The 14,710-nt window shown below is 44.8% G+C and carries 14 protein-coding genes; 10 read left to right on the top strand and 4 right to left on the bottom strand.

From position 1 onward, the window contains the following. The first annotated feature begins 5 nt into the window (after positions 1-5). The 8 genes from mreC (at position 6) to pckA (ending at position 9,191) form a co-directional block, all read left to right on the top strand. Positions 6-884, top strand: a complete 879-nt coding sequence (gene mreC / locus B9T20_RS04655; RefSeq protein ID WP_094490022.1) for a rod shape-determining protein MreC — start codon at positions 6-8, stop codon at positions 882-884. Beyond that, complete coding sequence (gene mreD / locus B9T20_RS04650; RefSeq protein ID WP_094490021.1) at positions 881-1,363, top strand: rod shape-determining protein MreD; 483 nt, start codon at positions 881-883, stop codon at positions 1,361-1,363. The genes mreC and mreD overlap by 4 nt, the downstream gene beginning before the upstream one ends. 6 nt (positions 1,364-1,369) lie before the next feature. Then, complete coding sequence (mrdA, locus tag B9T20_RS04645) at positions 1,370-3,289, top strand: penicillin-binding protein 2 (protein WP_094490020.1); 1,920 nt, start codon at positions 1,370-1,372, stop codon at positions 3,287-3,289. Further along, complete coding sequence (gene rodA, locus B9T20_RS04640) at positions 3,289-4,425, top strand: rod shape-determining protein RodA (RefSeq protein ID WP_094490019.1); 1,137 nt, start codon at positions 3,289-3,291, stop codon at positions 4,423-4,425. The genes mrdA and rodA overlap by 1 nt, the downstream gene beginning before the upstream one ends. Continuing rightward, entirely contained in the window at positions 4,422-5,456 is a 1,035-nt protein-coding gene (gene mltB, locus B9T20_RS04635; protein WP_094490018.1) for a lytic murein transglycosylase B, read from the top strand. The genes rodA and mltB overlap by 4 nt, the downstream gene beginning before the upstream one ends. After that, positions 5,456-6,298 carry a septal ring lytic transglycosylase RlpA family protein gene (locus B9T20_RS04630; RefSeq protein ID WP_094490017.1) on the top strand — a complete coding sequence of 281 codons (843 nt, stop codon included), beginning with the start codon at positions 5,456-5,458 and terminating at the stop codon, positions 6,296-6,298. The genes mltB and B9T20_RS04630 overlap by 1 nt, the downstream gene beginning before the upstream one ends. Positions 6,299-6,313: 15 nt before the next feature. Next, positions 6,314-7,474, top strand: a complete 1,161-nt coding sequence (locus B9T20_RS04625; RefSeq protein WP_094490016.1) for a D-alanyl-D-alanine carboxypeptidase family protein — start codon at positions 6,314-6,316, stop codon at positions 7,472-7,474. A gap of 103 nt (positions 7,475-7,577) precedes the next feature. Then, positions 7,578-9,191, top strand: a complete 1,614-nt coding sequence (pckA, locus tag B9T20_RS04620; RefSeq protein WP_094490015.1) for a phosphoenolpyruvate carboxykinase (ATP) — start codon at positions 7,578-7,580, stop codon at positions 9,189-9,191. A gap of 50 nt (positions 9,192-9,241) precedes the next feature. Here the strand turns inward: pckA and B9T20_RS04615 are convergent, their stop codons facing one another. From B9T20_RS04615 to pilB, 4 genes are read right to left on the bottom strand one after another with little or no spacing between them, the layout of a single operon-like run. After that, positions 9,242-10,279, bottom strand: coding sequence for a methyltransferase (locus B9T20_RS04615; protein ID WP_094490014.1), 1,038 nt, complete (start codon positions 10,277-10,279; stop codon positions 9,242-9,244). Next, positions 10,276-10,965, bottom strand: a complete 690-nt coding sequence (locus tag B9T20_RS04610) for a pseudouridine synthase (protein ID WP_094490013.1) — start codon at positions 10,963-10,965, stop codon at positions 10,276-10,278. Before B9T20_RS04610 ends, B9T20_RS04615 begins: the two co-directional genes overlap by 4 nt. Before the next feature lie 3 nt (positions 10,966-10,968). Further along, positions 10,969-11,352, bottom strand: a complete 384-nt coding sequence (locus B9T20_RS04605) for a RidA family protein (protein ID WP_026165756.1) — start codon at positions 11,350-11,352, stop codon at positions 10,969-10,971. A gap of 36 nt (positions 11,353-11,388) precedes the next feature. Further along, positions 11,389-13,080, bottom strand: coding sequence for a type IV-A pilus assembly ATPase PilB (gene pilB, locus B9T20_RS04600; RefSeq protein WP_094490012.1), 1,692 nt, complete (start codon positions 13,078-13,080; stop codon positions 11,389-11,391). A gap of 201 nt (positions 13,081-13,281) precedes the next feature. Between pilB and B9T20_RS04595 the strand changes: the two genes are divergently transcribed. Then, positions 13,282-14,244: a PhoH family protein gene (locus tag B9T20_RS04595; RefSeq protein WP_008315359.1), complete on the top strand. Its 963-nt coding sequence runs from the start codon at positions 13,282-13,284 to the stop codon at positions 14,242-14,244. Continuing rightward, positions 14,237-14,704 carry an rRNA maturation RNase YbeY gene (gene ybeY, locus B9T20_RS04590; RefSeq protein WP_094490011.1) on the top strand — a complete coding sequence of 156 codons (468 nt, stop codon included), beginning with the start codon at positions 14,237-14,239 and terminating at the stop codon, positions 14,702-14,704. The genes B9T20_RS04595 and ybeY overlap by 8 nt, the downstream gene beginning before the upstream one ends. Positions 14,705-14,710 lie beyond the last annotated feature (6 nt).

Below are 14,710 nucleotides of genomic sequence, written 5' to 3'. Positions count from 1 at the left end.
ATTGAATGACACAATCAAGCGCGCAAAAAAAGCAACTGATTCCGAACCAAAGCATCATCACCATTAAAATGGTGATTGCTGTGCTCGCGTCAGTTGTTTTGTTGTATTTAGATGCACGCACACTGCACACGATGCCCATTAAATCATCGGTCAATTCTGTCATTTATCCCATTAAATTATTGGCCGAATTGCCAAGCACCCTTGGCAAACAGATCAAAATCTGGGCAAGCGATAAAAAAGAGCTCATTGACACCATCGAGCAATTACAAAATCGTCAATACATTTTAGAGTTTGAAGTACAGCGCAATGCCAGCTTATTGGCAGAAAATCGCCGTCTGCGCTTGTTGCTGCGCTCTTCAAACACTCTGCAATATCCATCGATCATTGCCGAGATCATGAGCACAAACACCAATCCTTATCGCTTCATTGTTGAGCTCAATCGCGGCAGCAATGATGCCGTTGAGGTGCATCAACCCATCATTGATACATCCGGCGTCATTGGCCAGATCATTGAAGTCAATCCGCGCTCGAGCAAAGCCATTTTAATCTCAGATCCACAGCACATTTTCTCGGTGCAAGTCAATCGCAATGGCATCCGCGGCCTTGCACAAGGCACCGGCAATAGCCAATCCTTAAACATTTTAAACATCCCCATTGATGAAGACATTAAAGTGGGGGATTTGTTGATCTCTTCAGGTTTAGATCAACGTTTTCCACAAGGTTATCCTGTGGCAATTGTCACGAGTATTGAGCACGATCCCACCAACCACTTTGCCAAAATCAGTGCAAAGCCCACGGCAGAACTCAATAAAACCCGTGAAGTTTTGGTGCTCAAATCCATCGAACCTGATTTATCCCCATTGCCTGAGGCTGCGGCACAATGAAGTACTACATTTTATTAATTGTTTCCATTGTATTGGGATTGTCGTTAGAGCTCATCTCTCTGTCGAATTACCTTGAGCCCTTTCGCCCACAATTTTTATTGATGATCACGCTCTTTTGGCTCCATTACACCAAAAAACAGTTCAGCATTCTTTCAGCATGGAGCGTGGGCTTACTCTTAGACATCACGCTCTTTTATCCCCTTGGGCTCAATGCGCTCATTTTTGCCATCACAGCCTACATTACAAAACGCCACAACAAATGGCTCAACAGAATTTCCATCGGTCAGCTATCCTTAGCTTTTATGGGCTTTTATGTGTTACAAGTGTTACTCTCATTGATCATCAATAACATGGTGGGCAACACCAATGAGTTTAACTTCTGGATGTTTGGTTCCATTGTCACCTCCGCCCTCTTTTGGCCATTGATTCTGACGTTATTGAACGAAGCTTGTCATATACTGAAGATCCCTTCTCGATAAAAACGTATGGTATTTTTCTCTAAAGTCATTGCGCGAAAAAAACGAAGTAAAGCTAAATTACAGATCATTTTTCGCAATCGCGTCTTGTTCATGCTGATCATCATCATTGCGTGCTTTACGCTGCTGCTGACGCAGCTGTTTCACTTGCAGATCAATTTGCACCACAAATATTCCACCATGTCGGATTCTAACCGCATTCAACTCATTCCAATGCCGCCAACGCGCGGGCAGATTTTTGATCGCAATGGCGTGGTACTTGCTACAAATGTGCCTTCATTTAATCTCACCATCACGCGTCAAAACACCTCAAAACCGGTGGCTGAAATCATCGAGACGCTCTCACAATGGGTGGATATTTCTGAGCAAGAGATCAACAAATATTATCGTACCGATCGCGTCACCGCGCGCCAAACGCCGGTGCCTTTAAAAGAGCAACTGACAGAAGAGGAGATCAATCGCTTATCGGTCAATCTCTATCAGCTCGATGGCGTGGACATCTCATCTCAACTCACGCGCTTTTATCCTGAATATAATACGGCGGTTCATGCGCTCGGCTATGTTGGGCGGATCGATCAAAACGACATGAAGGACATCGAGGCAAAAAACATCCAAAACCAATACCTTACCCTCACTCACATTGGTAAAAAAGGGGCAGAAAAGAGTTTTGAAGATGTATTGCGCGGCACCATGGGCTTTGAGGAAGTGGAAACCAATTCCAATGGCCGCATCATCCGTCGCCTTGAGCAAACTTTGCCAACGCCCGGACGCGACATTTATCTCACGCTCGACATGCGCTTACAAAAAGTGGCAGAAGAGGTGCTCGGTGATCACACCGGCGCCATTGTGGCATTTGACCCCAAAACCGGTGAAGTGCTCGCCTTTGTCTCAAAACCAAATTACAACCCAAACTTATTTGTGAACGGCATCAGCCATAAAGATTTTAATGATTTAAACAGCAATCCGAATAAACCTTTTCTTAATCGAGTGATGCAAGGTCGTTATCCGCCGGGCTCCACCATTAAGCCACAAATTGCTTTAGCAGGTTTAGAGGCCGGCATCATCACAGCAACGTCCCACATCAATTGCCAAGGTTATTTCCAAGTGCCCGGCAATAAACATAAATTCCGCGATTGGCGCCGTTGGGGTCATGGCAAAGTGAATTTATACCTCTCCCTCGTGCAATCATGTGATGTGTATTACTATGACTTAGCTTATAAAATGGGCATCACGCCGATGACGGACTTTTTAAAACAGTTCTATTTAGGCCAGCCCACCGGCATTGATTTACTTGGTGAAAGTCGTGGCGTTCTGCCAACGCCAGAATATAAGCGCTTGAGTTTTAATCAACCTTGGTTTGATGGCGAAACCGTCACCGCGGGCATCGGGCAAAGTTATTGGCTGACAACGCCATTACAGGTCAATCAAGCCACTACGATTGTGGCTCAGCGTGGCCAAGCTTTTGTGCCACATATTTTGCACTCCATCCGTAATCCAAGCACCAATGAGACAGTGATCAATGAACCGGTGCCCATTGAGCCCATTCACGTCAGCCGCCCTGAATATTGGCAAAGCATCATCGATGGAATGGTGGGTGTTGTGCATGACAATAAAGGCACCGCACGGCGCATCGCCACCGGTTTAAACTATAAAATTGCCGGTAAATCAGGGACAGCACAAGTCAAATCCATTGCCCAAAATGCCGTTTACAACAAAGATGCATTGGCCAAAAAACATCACGATCACGCGTGGTTTACAGCCTTTGCGCCAGCAAATGACCCAAGCATTGTGGTGACGGTCTTTTTAGAAAATGGTGGCTCAGGCTCAGGCGTTGCCGCACCCCTTGCCAAAGAGGTGATCCACGCATGGATGACGGGCTTTAAAGCGCCGCTACAAACCCCTAAAACCAATGCAAAGGCAGGTGAATAATGCAACGATTCGACGCACATCTCGCCCCTAAACCCAAAGGTTTATTGGCGCTTTTTCATTTGGATACCACGCTATTTTTATTGCTTTTAACGGTGTGCGCTTGTGGTTTGGCCATTTTATACAGTGCCTCAGGCGGCAATTTTGCCATTGTCCAAGCCCAAGCCCTACGCATGATCATTGGCATCATCGCCATGATGTTCATCGCCTTCATTCCGCCACATGTCATTAAAAGTTTGACGCCCTACTTTTTTGGCATCACGCTCATTGCGCTCGCCCTCATTTATGTGGTGGGTGTTGAGGTCAATGGCTCGCACCGCTGGCTCGATTTAAAAGTAGTGCGCTTTCAGCCTTCTGAATTTGCCAAATTAGCCGCCCCAATGATGGTGGCTTATTTCCTCAGCAATCGCAATTTACCGCCAAGCTTTATCAATATCATATTGGCCCTCATCATCACTTTGATTCCCTTTGCCTTGGTCTTACGTCAGCCCGATTTAGGCACAGCGCTTTTGATTCTCTTTGCCTGCATTACGGTGCTCTTTTTCAGTGGTTTATTGTGGCGTTACATCATTGCAACCCTTGTGATTGTGGGCAGCGCGCTGCCGTTTGTGTGGGAGTTTGGCTTACAAGCGTATCAAAAGAGCCGAATTTTAACGCTGCTTAATCCTGAATCTGATCCACTTGGCAAAGGTTATCAAATCATTCAATCGAAAATTGCCATTGGCTCAGGCGGTATGTATGGCAAAGGCTGGCTCAACAGTACACAGGCCTCTTTGAAATTCCTGCCAGAATCCTCCACTGACTTTATCTATGCCATCACAGCAGAAGAATTTGGTTTTGTGGGCATCGCCTTTTTGTTATCCTTGTACTTTATGATCATTTTGCGTGCATTTTACTTAGTCAACCGCTCCCAAACGCCCTTTAATAAACTGATTGGCGGATCGATTACGGCATGCTTCTTCTTTTACATCTTTGTCAATGCTGGCATGGTCAGTGGTTTATTACCAATCGTGGGCGTGCCATTACCCTTCATCAGTTACGGTGGCACATCCATTGTGACCTTGTTCATCTCATTTGGTATAATCATGAGCATTTTCGCCCACCCCGAGCCTAAAAAAGAAAAGGAATACACAACGTGAAACGACTCAATCTCTGGTTAGCCTGTTCAACGATCCTATTCATCAGTGCATGCTCAAATGCACCTGTGCCAACGCGTACAGCGCATCCTGAGCAAGCGGTGCCGCGCGCGCAAACACATTTAGCAGAACGTGCGGATGTGGCAAATTTCATTGAAAAAACCCATCAATCCACCGGCATTGATCAAGCATGGCTCACACAAACCATGAACCGTGCATCGATTAAGCCCACGATTGTTGAGGCGATGAATCGCCCTGCGGAAAAAATGAATTGGGGTCGCTATCGTCCCATTTTCATGACAGAACAGCGCATCAATCAAGGCGTGGCGTTTTACCATCAATATCAATCCGCCTTAGAACGTGCTGAACGCGAATATGGCGTCTCGGCTGCTGTGATTGCCGCCATCATTGGTGTAGAAACGGGTTATGGCACCAATAAAGGCAATTGGGCGGTGGTGGATGCACTCGCAACCTTGAGCTTTGAATATCCGCGTCGTGCTGAGTTTTTCTCTAAAGAGCTTGCCAATTTCCTTAAAATCGCTTACGGCATGAAACGTGATCCCTTCAGCTTTAAAGGCTCCTATGCTGGCGCAATGGGTTATCCGCAATTTATGCCCTCAAGCTATTTACAATATGCGGTCGATTTTGATGGCGATGGCGTGAAAGATTTATGGGACAATCCTGTGGATGCGATTGGCTCTGTGGCCAACTATTTATCTAAACATGGTTGGCAGCGCAATGGTCCATTGATTGCTAAAGTCGATGTCACCAATCCTCAGGCAGTGGCCAGCTATTTCCAACGTGGGCGCGTATTGCCACCTAAAACGAGCCTTGCCAAACTCAAATCACTGGGTGTTCAAACGAATCTTAACACCACAGCACCTGTGACCTTGATGGATTTTGAAGTGTCGCCCAATCATTATGAATATTGGTTAGGGTTTCATAACTTCTATGTGATCACCCGTTACAACCACTCAAATATGTATGCGTTGGCGGTTTCTCAATTGGCCAATGCCATCAACGAAAGAAAATAATGATGCGTAAACCTCTGTTACTTGTCGCCGCTTTAGTCCCGCTCATCATTGCAGGCTGTAGCAGTGCACCAAAAACCGAACAAAACAGCCATGGTGCCGTGCCGAAAAAAGAGCCCGTCAGTAAATATGGCAACCCGAAAAGCTATCAAGCCCTTGGGCAGACGTATCATGTCAAAGAAACCTCAAAAGGCTACAGCGAAACGGGCATTGCTTCTTGGTATGGGAAAGATTTCCATGCTAAGCGCACTTCAAGTGGCACGCCTTATAATATGTATGCTTATTCAGCGGCGCATCGCACATTACCCATCCCCACTTATGTGCAAGTGACAAATCTTGAAAATGGTAAATCCGTCAATGTGCGCGTTGATGATCGCGGACCTTTTGCGAAAGGCCGAATCATTGATCTGTCCTATCAAGCCGCTAAAGATTTGGGCATGATCGGCAAAGGGACAGCGAAAGTGCGCGTGGTGGCATTAAAGCCTTACCAACACTTAAACGCTGAAAAAGCAGCCTATGGGCACACATACATTCCAGAGGCCACCGATGTGATCTCCGATTCCCATGGTGATCCTTTGGTCAATAATGATGCGCCGATCTTGCCAAAGCATGATGCTAATGGCAATTACACCATTCAGCTCAATGCCTACAGCAGCCCTTACAATGCGAGCAATTTTAAAGAGCAAATTCAGCAAGCCTATCAATTACCCACCGAAGTTCATTACGACGGACAGTTTTACCGCGTGATTGTTCATCGTTATAATACCCAACAAGCAGCCGATGAAGCAGCATTGGCCCTCAAAAAAGAGGGTTTATCGGCAAAAACCTTCCACATTCAGTCATAAACATAGAGTCGATTCATGAAAAAAATTCTACTGGTTTGTCTTTCGATTTTTTCAACTGCGAGCTTTGCTCAGCAATTGCCCCTGATTCACGTCAATGTCCCCGTCAAAGCATGGGTGATCATGGATTATGACACTGGCGAAATCTTAGCCGATTACAATGGCAAAGAGCGCCTTGAGCCTGCAAGCGTCACCAAAGTGATGACAAGCTACCTCATCGCCGAAGCGTTAGACAAAGGGGTCATTGCACCCGATGCTAAAGTGAGCATCTCGCCATATGCCCAATCTCAAGAAGGTTCACGCATGTTTGCAGAAGCTGGCACACAGATCACCGTGCATGATTTAGTGCTTGGCCTTGTGATTCAATCAGGCAATGATTCATCGATTGCTTTAGCAGAATATTTACGTGGCAGTGAGCCAAATTTTGCCGTTGAGATGAACAAAAAAGCCAAAGAACTTGGCATGAATGACACCAATTTCATGAATGCTTCAGGTTTACCTCATCCGAATCATTACAGCAGCGCCTATGATCTTGCTGTTTTGTCGCGCCATTTGATTCAAGATTTCCCAGAACATTATGAAATCTACTCACACAAATCCTTCACTTGGAATGGCATCACGCAAAAAAACCGCAACACATTATTGTGGACTGATCCAAGTGTGGATGGCATCAAAACAGGTCACACCCGTTCAGCGGGCTATAACTTAGCCTCAAGCGCCATTCGTAATGGCTTTCGCGTGATTGTTGTGGTGCTTGGCACAAACAGCGAAAAAGAGCGCGCTCAGTTATCGACAGAGCTTTTGAACTATGCGTTTATGAACTTTGAGCACAAAAAATTATACGATGCTGACCAAGTGATTTTGCAATCTCCCATTCATGAAGGGGAAAGCAACAGCGTGAATTTAGTGTCGGATAAAAACATCTACATCACTTATCCGCGTGGTCAATATGACAATTTACGTGCAAGCGTTGAGGTGAAAAAACCCCTCATTGCGCCTGTCGAAAAAGGTCAAAAAATTGGCGAATTCATCGTTAAAAATGGCACACAAACCATTTTAAACACCCCACTTTATGCACAAGAAACCGTGGAACAAGCAAGCTTTATGAAGCGTTATTGGGATCAGTTTAAATACAAATTCCAAAACAAATTCCAAAAGCTAAAAGCACAAATCATGTGATCGAAATAACTCGAACTATTTGTAGTAAAATTGTAGCATTCTTGTATAATATTCAACTTTATTATTTAACTTTATTACACTGACACTCATCCTGGAGATTGAAATGATCGATAAGATTAAGGCCTTTTTGCAATCACACAATATTGTAGCATCGGAGATTATTTATAATCCGAGTTATGATGTGCTGTTTGAGGCAGAAATGGATCCATCATTAACTGGCTATGAAAAAGCAACCTTAACCAATCTAGGTGCGCTGGCAGTGGATACAGGTATTTTCACTGGTCGTTCCCCAAAAGATAAATTCATCGTCAAAGATGCCACCACAGAAAACACTTTATGGTGGAATGGTACCGGTGGCGTTAAAAATGATAATGATCCCATTACGCAAGAAGTCTGGACAGAGTTAAAAGATGTGGTCACGCATCAATTGACAGGCAAAAAACTCTACATCATTGATGCATTTTGTGGCGCAAACAAAGACACACGTTTAAGCGTACGCTTCATCACAGAAGTGGCATGGCAAGCACATTTTGTGAAAAACATGTTCATTCGCCCAACGGAAGAAGAGCTCAAAACATTTGAACCAAACTTCACCGTGATGAATGGCGCAAAATGTACTGATGAAAACTGGAAAGAACACGGTTTACACTCAGAAAACTTCGTGGCATTTAACTTAACTGAAAATGTTCAATTGATCGGTGGTACATGGTACGGCGGTGAGATGAAAAAAGGTCTCTTCTCTGTCATGAACTACTTATTGCCATTAAAAGGCATTGCCTCCATGCACTGCTCTGCAAACGTGGGTAAAGATGGCGATGTGGCGATTTTCTTTGGTTTATCTGGCACAGGTAAAACCACATTGTCGACAGATCCAAACCGCGAATTGATCGGTGATGATGAACACGGCTGGGATGATGATGGCGTGTTTAACTTTGAAGGCGGCTGCTATGCAAAAACCATCAATTTATCTAAAGATCATGAACCTGAAATTTATGGTGCGATCCGCCGTGATGCATTGTTAGAAAACGTTGTGGTGTTAGAAGATGGTACTGTAGATTTCAACGATGGTTCTAAAACAGAAAACACGCGTGTGTCTTACCCGATTAACCACATTGAAAACATTGTGGAGCCGATCTCTAAAGCAGGTCCTGCACAAAAAGTGATCTTCTTAACGGCGGATGCATTTGGCGTGTTCCCACCGGTGTCTAAATTAACCCCAGAGCAAACGCAATACTACTTCTTATCAGGCTTTACTTCAAAAGTTGCCGGTACAGAACGCGGCATTACTGAGCCAACACCCACATTCTCAGCATGTTTTGGCGCAGCATTCTTATTGCTTCACCCAACACAATACTCAGATGTATTGGTGAAGAAAATGCAAGAATCAGGTGCAGAAGCTTACTTAGTGAACACAGGTTGGAACGGTACAGGTAAACGCATCTCATTGAAAGATACGCGCACCATCATCAATTCCATCATCAGTGGTGAAATTGATCAATTGCCTTCTAAACACATCCCAATCTTCAATTTAGAAGTGCCAACTGAATTACCAAATGTTGATCCTAAATTGTTAGATCCACGTGATACGTATGCCAATGCTGCTGAATGGGAAGCAAAAGCAGATGATTTAGCGAACCGCTTCATCAAAAACTTTGCCCAATACACAGACACAGATTTAGGCAAATCTTTAGTGGCTGCAGGTCCACAAAAAGATTAATGCATCTCTAATCTAATAAAAAACCCTCAATGTTGAGGGTTTTTTTATGCTCATCGATTGAGCTTTAAGATTTTAAATTGATGATTCTCATCAATCTTCGTCAATTGTAGCCCTGTGCCTTTAATGAGGTGCTCGACTTTTAAAAATCGATTCATCACAAGCCACGCTTGCCCTTTTCTAGTGAGCAAACGCTCAATGGTGGCTAAGAACTTCAATGTTAAGGCTTCAGAGGTGTCAAAACCTTGATGAAAAGGCGGATTACACACAATCATCTCAAAGCTGCGATCAGCTAAAGTCTGTCCGCAATCAGCTAAAATTACCTCACCTTGCACACCATTTTTAGCAAAGTTTAAGCGGCACATTTCAACTGCGGTGACGTTATTGTCCGTCGCCACATAATGGGTTGCCGGAAAGTGCTGCGCTAAACGCAGAGCAATCAAACCATTGCCGCAGCCTAAATCTAACACTGCATTTGGCAAGGTCGAGAGATTCTCTAACATCACATCGCACAGCCATGCACTGCCCGCATCGATCTTCTCTGCCCCATACACACCTGCTTTGCCCACAATCGTTAAACCTAAATCATTGGCAACATTGAGGGTGTTTTGATAGCCACGATCTTCAATCGCCGCAGCATTCACTGCAGTGACGCTAAATTCTGCAATGCGTAGCCCTTTGCCTAATAACTCTTGCTCGATGAGTTCACCGGTGGCTTTTTCAATCTTTTTAAAGGTGTTTTTAATCCCTTCATCGTTAAAGCCCACGCAAATTAAGCGCCCATTTCGCTTTAAGACACGCAATGATTCACGCACCATATGATTGAGCAATGCCTTAGATTTAGGCACGCGCAAATACACTGCATCAATGCTATGATCGGCATACGATGCGCAATCATAATCCGATAAATTCACCGTGCAATGCTCAGCTAAGTAATCTGCAATGTCAATGCGGTTGGTGATGGCATCTGTTACATTGATCATCAATGGGCGACTTGCCACATCATAATTTTCATCCACAAACCAAAGACTTTGATCAAAGGTTTGATGGGCAGCGCGCTGATAAAGGGCGCTAAATGCATCTTGCATCATGCAAACTCCTCAATCTCTGCTTCTGTTAATGCTCGGTAATCCCCTTCAGCGAGATCGCCAAGGGTGATGGCACCAATTTGTAAACGGTGCAAATCAATCACTTCATTGCCCACAGCTTTGAGCATGCGTTTGACTTGATGGAATTTGCCTTCACAAATGGACAGCTCAATTTCATTGTCCGCTAAACGCACCACTTTAGCTGGCAATGTGGTTTCACCATTGCCAAGGGTGACACCTTTTTCCAAGGCTGCAATGGCATCATCTGACAATGGCAATTGTGTCATCACGCGATAACGCTTAAAGCACGCTTGGCTTGGGTGCGCCACTCTGTGCGACCATTGGCCATTGTTCGTGATGAGCACTAAACCTGTGGTATCCACATCTAAGCGCCCTGCGCAATGCATCTCCACATGGCTAAAATCTTCTAACAATTGGTAAATGGGAATGCCACCATCATGAATGTGACTTGAGACATAACCCTTCGGTTTATTGAGCATCCAATAGTAGAATTCTTGGTAAACAAGCGGCTCTTGGCCATAAAAAACTCGATCCACAGCAAGATCGAGTTGATGTTTTGCTTGTTTGACCATTTCCCCATTGACGCTCACTTGTTTGCTTTTAAGAATGCTTCTGGCCGTTTGGCGAGAAACCCCTAAAGTCTTTTGTAGGAATTGATCTAAACGCATAAATTATGGGACATATGCAATCAGTTCAACTTCGCACAATACATCTTTTGGCAAACGTGCCACTTCGAAGCATGAACGTGCAGGCAAGCTTTCACCTAAATAATGAGCATAGATTTCGTTAAACGCCGCGAAATCTTCCATATTGTCTAAATAGCAAGTGGCTTTGATCACTGTATCAAAGCTTGCACCTGCTTCTTCAAGCACAGCACGTAAATTTTCAAATACGCGCTGGGCTTGGGTTTTCACATCATTGCCCACAACAGCACCGCTGTCTGGATCTAATGGGATTTGACCCGATGTGAACAATAAATCTTTAAACACTTGTGCTTGTGAATAAGGGCCAACGGCTTTTGGCGCTTTTGGTGAATCAATCACTTTTTTCATCATAGTCTCCATATCATTAACTTAAACAAGACCGCATCATTAATCCGTGGTGACACGCAATAACTCATCGATGCTGGTCACCCCTTCTACTACTTTTTTGATGGCAGATTGACGAATGCTATCCACCCCTTCTAAACGAGCCTGCTCTGCAATGTCAACAGCACTCGCTTTGTCTAAAATCATGCGTTCCATGGTATCAGAAATGGGCATCACTTCATAAATACCCACACGCCCTTTATAGCCTTTGTTACACATCTCACAACCCACAGGACCATAAATTTGTCCTGCAGCCTGCATTGCGGAAAAGCCTAAAGTTTCCAACACTTTTGACTCAATGCGCACTGGCTCCTTACAGTAAGAACATAAACGACGCGCTAAGCGCTGAGCGATGATCAAGTGCACCGTAGAGGCAATATTAAAGGTTTCCACGCCCATGTTGATCAAACGGGTTAACGTTTCAGGTGCGGAGTTTGTATGTAAGGTTGATAATACCAAGTGACCGGTTTGTGCCGCTTTAATGGCAATGTCTGCCGTTTCTAAGTCACGAATCTCCCCCACCATGATGATGTCCGGATCCTGACGAAGGAAGGATTTTAACGCCGCCGCAAAGTTCAGCCCAACTTTAGGATTCACCGGCACCTGATTGATGCCTTCTAAGTTGATCTCTACAGGATCTTCTGCCGTCGAAATGTTTGTGGTCGGCTGATTTAAAATGCCTAAACAGGTGTAAAGCGTCACCGTTTTACCCGAACCTGTGGGACCTGTGACCAAAATCATCCCTTGTGGCTTTTGAATGGCTTCTAGAATGTTTTTCTTTTGAATGTCACTGAAGCCCAAAATCTCGATGTTAAGGTTCGCAGCCGAGCTGTCTAAAATACGCATAACAATCTTCTCGCCCCAAAGGGTCGGACAGATGCTCACACGAAAGTCAATGATGCGGCCTTTCAAATCCACTTTAATGCGACCATCTTGTGGCACGCGCTTTTCGGTGATGTCTAATTGGGACATGACTTTAATACGCGCCGCAATTTGATCTCTAAAGCTATCTGGCGGTGTATACACCTCTTGCAAAACACCATCGATGCGAAAGCGCACGCGATAACTGTGTTCATACGGTTCAAAGTGCAAATCCGACACACCGCGCGTAATGGCATCGGCCAATACGCCGTTAATGAAGCGCACGATCGGTGAATTGTCTTTGTCACTCATTAAGTTATAAGTGACCGATGCATCCGGATCTGTGGTTTCTTCTTTCTTTTGCGTCTCCATTTGGGTGAAGATGCTTTGCAACTTCTCACGGTTCACGCCGCCATACGATTCAAAATGTGCCACCAATTGCATGGGCGCCACCAAAATGGGCTCAATGATGGCGCGTGACTTAAAGCGCAATGTTTCAAGCATGCGGCTATCCGTCGGATCCGCCACCGCCACATAAAGCGTGCCATTTTTCATGCGAAGCGGAAACACAAGGTTTTTTTCCATCTCTTCTGTGGACAACAGCTCAGGCGGTTTTGTGCGTAGATCAAATGCTCTAAAGTCAAAACGCGGCAAGTTTGACAAACTCTGCGTCACTTCAAACAGCGCTTGCGGCGCAATGTTCAAGGTGATCAATGCTCGCATTAAGGAGCATTTATCGGCCTGCATGATGGTATCGGCTCGGTCTAAGTGCGCTTCGGTCACCAATCCTTTTTCCATCAATGCCTTCACAAGGCCATTGTGCATCAATCGCATCAATGAAGGACTCTTCGGTTGCGCTGCATCATTCGTATTATTTTGCGTTGGATTTATAGCCACACCAGATTCTCACTTTTAAAGGTCAATCGATTCATGGGTTTGATTATAGCGAATTATTGCCACCTTAGAAATAGAGATGCACTCTTTCTTCTAGGGGCGTTGGGTGTATAATGGTTTCCTTTTGGATATGGTAGATGAATGATTGAGCTGACTTTTCCAGACAACAATGAACGCCTCGCAAATCTCTGTGGCAATTTAAATGCCCATTTACATTTAGTGGAGAGACATTTTGCTGTGGAGATTGCCAATCGTGGCACTCAATTTAAAATCATTGGGGAAGAAAAAGCCGAAGCTGCGGCTAAATTGGTTTTAGAACACCTTTATGATGCCACAGCTGAAGAAATTTTAGATGAAGACGTGGTGCGTTTAACCCTTCATGGCGCGAACTTTGATGTTGCCTCTGCCATCAATACGGCACACACTCAGCGCAAAGAGGTGGTCTTAAAAAATAAGCGCGGCATGATCCGCGGGCGCAGCCTCAATCAACAACAATATCTCAATGAAATTTCAGAAAATGCCATCAACTTTGGCATTGGCCCTGCCGGTACCGGTAAAACATTTTTAGCGGTGGCCTCGGCCGTGGATGCCTTAGAGCGCCAAACCATTCGCCGCATCATTTTAGTGCGCCCTGCCGTTGAAGCAGGCGAGCGTTTAGGCTTTTTACCGGGTGATTTGACACAAAAAGTCGATCCATATTTGCGCCCTTTATATGATGCATTGTACGAAATGCTGGGTTTTGAAACGGTGCTCAAACTCATCGAGCGCAACGTGATCGAGATTGCCCCCCTTGCCTTTATGCGTGGTCGCACTTTAAACGATGCCTTCATTATTTTAGATGAAGCGCAAAACACAACCGTTGAACAGATGAAAATGTTCCTCACCCGTTTAGGGTTTAACTCAACAGCGGTGATTACAGGCGACATTTCCCAAATTGACTTACCTAAACATGTCAAATCAGGGCTTAAAAATGCCATGCATGTGCTTGAAGGCGTCGAAGGCATCTCCATGACATTCTTTGACTCAAAAGATGTGGTACGCCATCCGCTTGTGGCCAAAATCATCAATGCTTATCAAAAGGCTGAGGACAACAGTCATGAGTGATTTAGTGCTAGATGTACAAAATGCATCCACCCATCCAAGCATCCCAACGGATGATCAATTGGCTGTTTGGGTCAATAATGCCCTGTCCTTCATCGCCATTGATGAGCCAACTGTAGAGCTCACCATTCGTTTTGCAGATGATGAGGAGATTCAAGCCCTCAATCACACCTATCGCGCCAAAGATAAGCCCACAAATGTGCTCTCTTTTCCTTCAACATGTAATCTGCCAGAGAGTGATGTCTATTTTCTTGGAGATTTAATCATCTGTTTGAGCGTGGTGGAAGCGGAAGCCACCGAGCAAGAAAAAACCTTCGATCATCACTTAGCCCACATGGTGACACATGGTGTCTTGCACCTTTTAGGCTATGATCACATCATCGATGAAGAGGCCGAAGAGATGGAAAGTTTGGAAATTGAGATTTTAGAGGCGTTATCCATCAAAAATCCTTACGAAATTTGAGTATAA

The sequence above is a fragment of the Wohlfahrtiimonas sp. G9077 genome (genome assembly GCF_002252155.1).
Lineage (GTDB): Bacteria > Pseudomonadota > Gammaproteobacteria > Cardiobacteriales > Wohlfahrtiimonadaceae > Wohlfahrtiimonas.
Note: the sequence above shows the minus strand (reverse complement) of the source record. Positions and strands in the feature narration are given on the sequence as shown.

Bases quoted from the DNA above. Each gene is read 5' to 3' on its own strand.
- mreC (WP_094490022.1), top strand. From the start codon at position 6: ATGACACAATCAAGCGCGCAAAAAAAGCAACTGATTCCGAACCAAAGC.
- mreD (WP_094490021.1), top strand. From the start codon at position 881: ATGAAGTACTACATTTTATTAATTGTTTCCATTGTATTGGGATTGTCG.
- mrdA (WP_094490020.1), top strand. From the start codon at position 1,370: ATGGTATTTTTCTCTAAAGTCATTGCGCGAAAAAAACGAAGTAAAGCT.
- rodA (WP_094490019.1), top strand. From the start codon at position 3,289: ATGCAACGATTCGACGCACATCTCGCCCCTAAACCCAAAGGTTTATTG.
- B9T20_RS04630 (WP_094490017.1), top strand. From the start codon at position 5,456: ATGATGCGTAAACCTCTGTTACTTGTCGCCGCTTTAGTCCCGCTCATC.
- B9T20_RS04625 (WP_094490016.1), top strand. From the start codon at position 6,314: ATGAAAAAAATTCTACTGGTTTGTCTTTCGATTTTTTCAACTGCGAGC.
- pckA (WP_094490015.1), top strand. From the start codon at position 7,578: ATGATCGATAAGATTAAGGCCTTTTTGCAATCACACAATATTGTAGCA.
- B9T20_RS04615 (WP_094490014.1), bottom strand. From the start codon at position 10,279: ATGATGCAAGATGCATTTAGCGCCCTTTATCAGCGCGCTGCCCATCAA.
- B9T20_RS04610 (WP_094490013.1), bottom strand. From the start codon at position 10,965: ATGCGTTTAGATCAATTCCTACAAAAGACTTTAGGGGTTTCTCGCCAA.
- B9T20_RS04605 (WP_026165756.1), bottom strand. From the start codon at position 11,352: ATGATGAAAAAAGTGATTGATTCACCAAAAGCGCCAAAAGCCGTTGGC.
- pilB (WP_094490012.1), bottom strand. From the start codon at position 13,080: ATGCGATTGATGCACAATGGCCTTGTGAAGGCATTGATGGAAAAAGGA.
- B9T20_RS04595 (WP_008315359.1), top strand. From the start codon at position 13,282: ATGATTGAGCTGACTTTTCCAGACAACAATGAACGCCTCGCAAATCTC.
- ybeY (WP_094490011.1), top strand. From the start codon at position 14,237: ATGAGTGATTTAGTGCTAGATGTACAAAATGCATCCACCCATCCAAGC.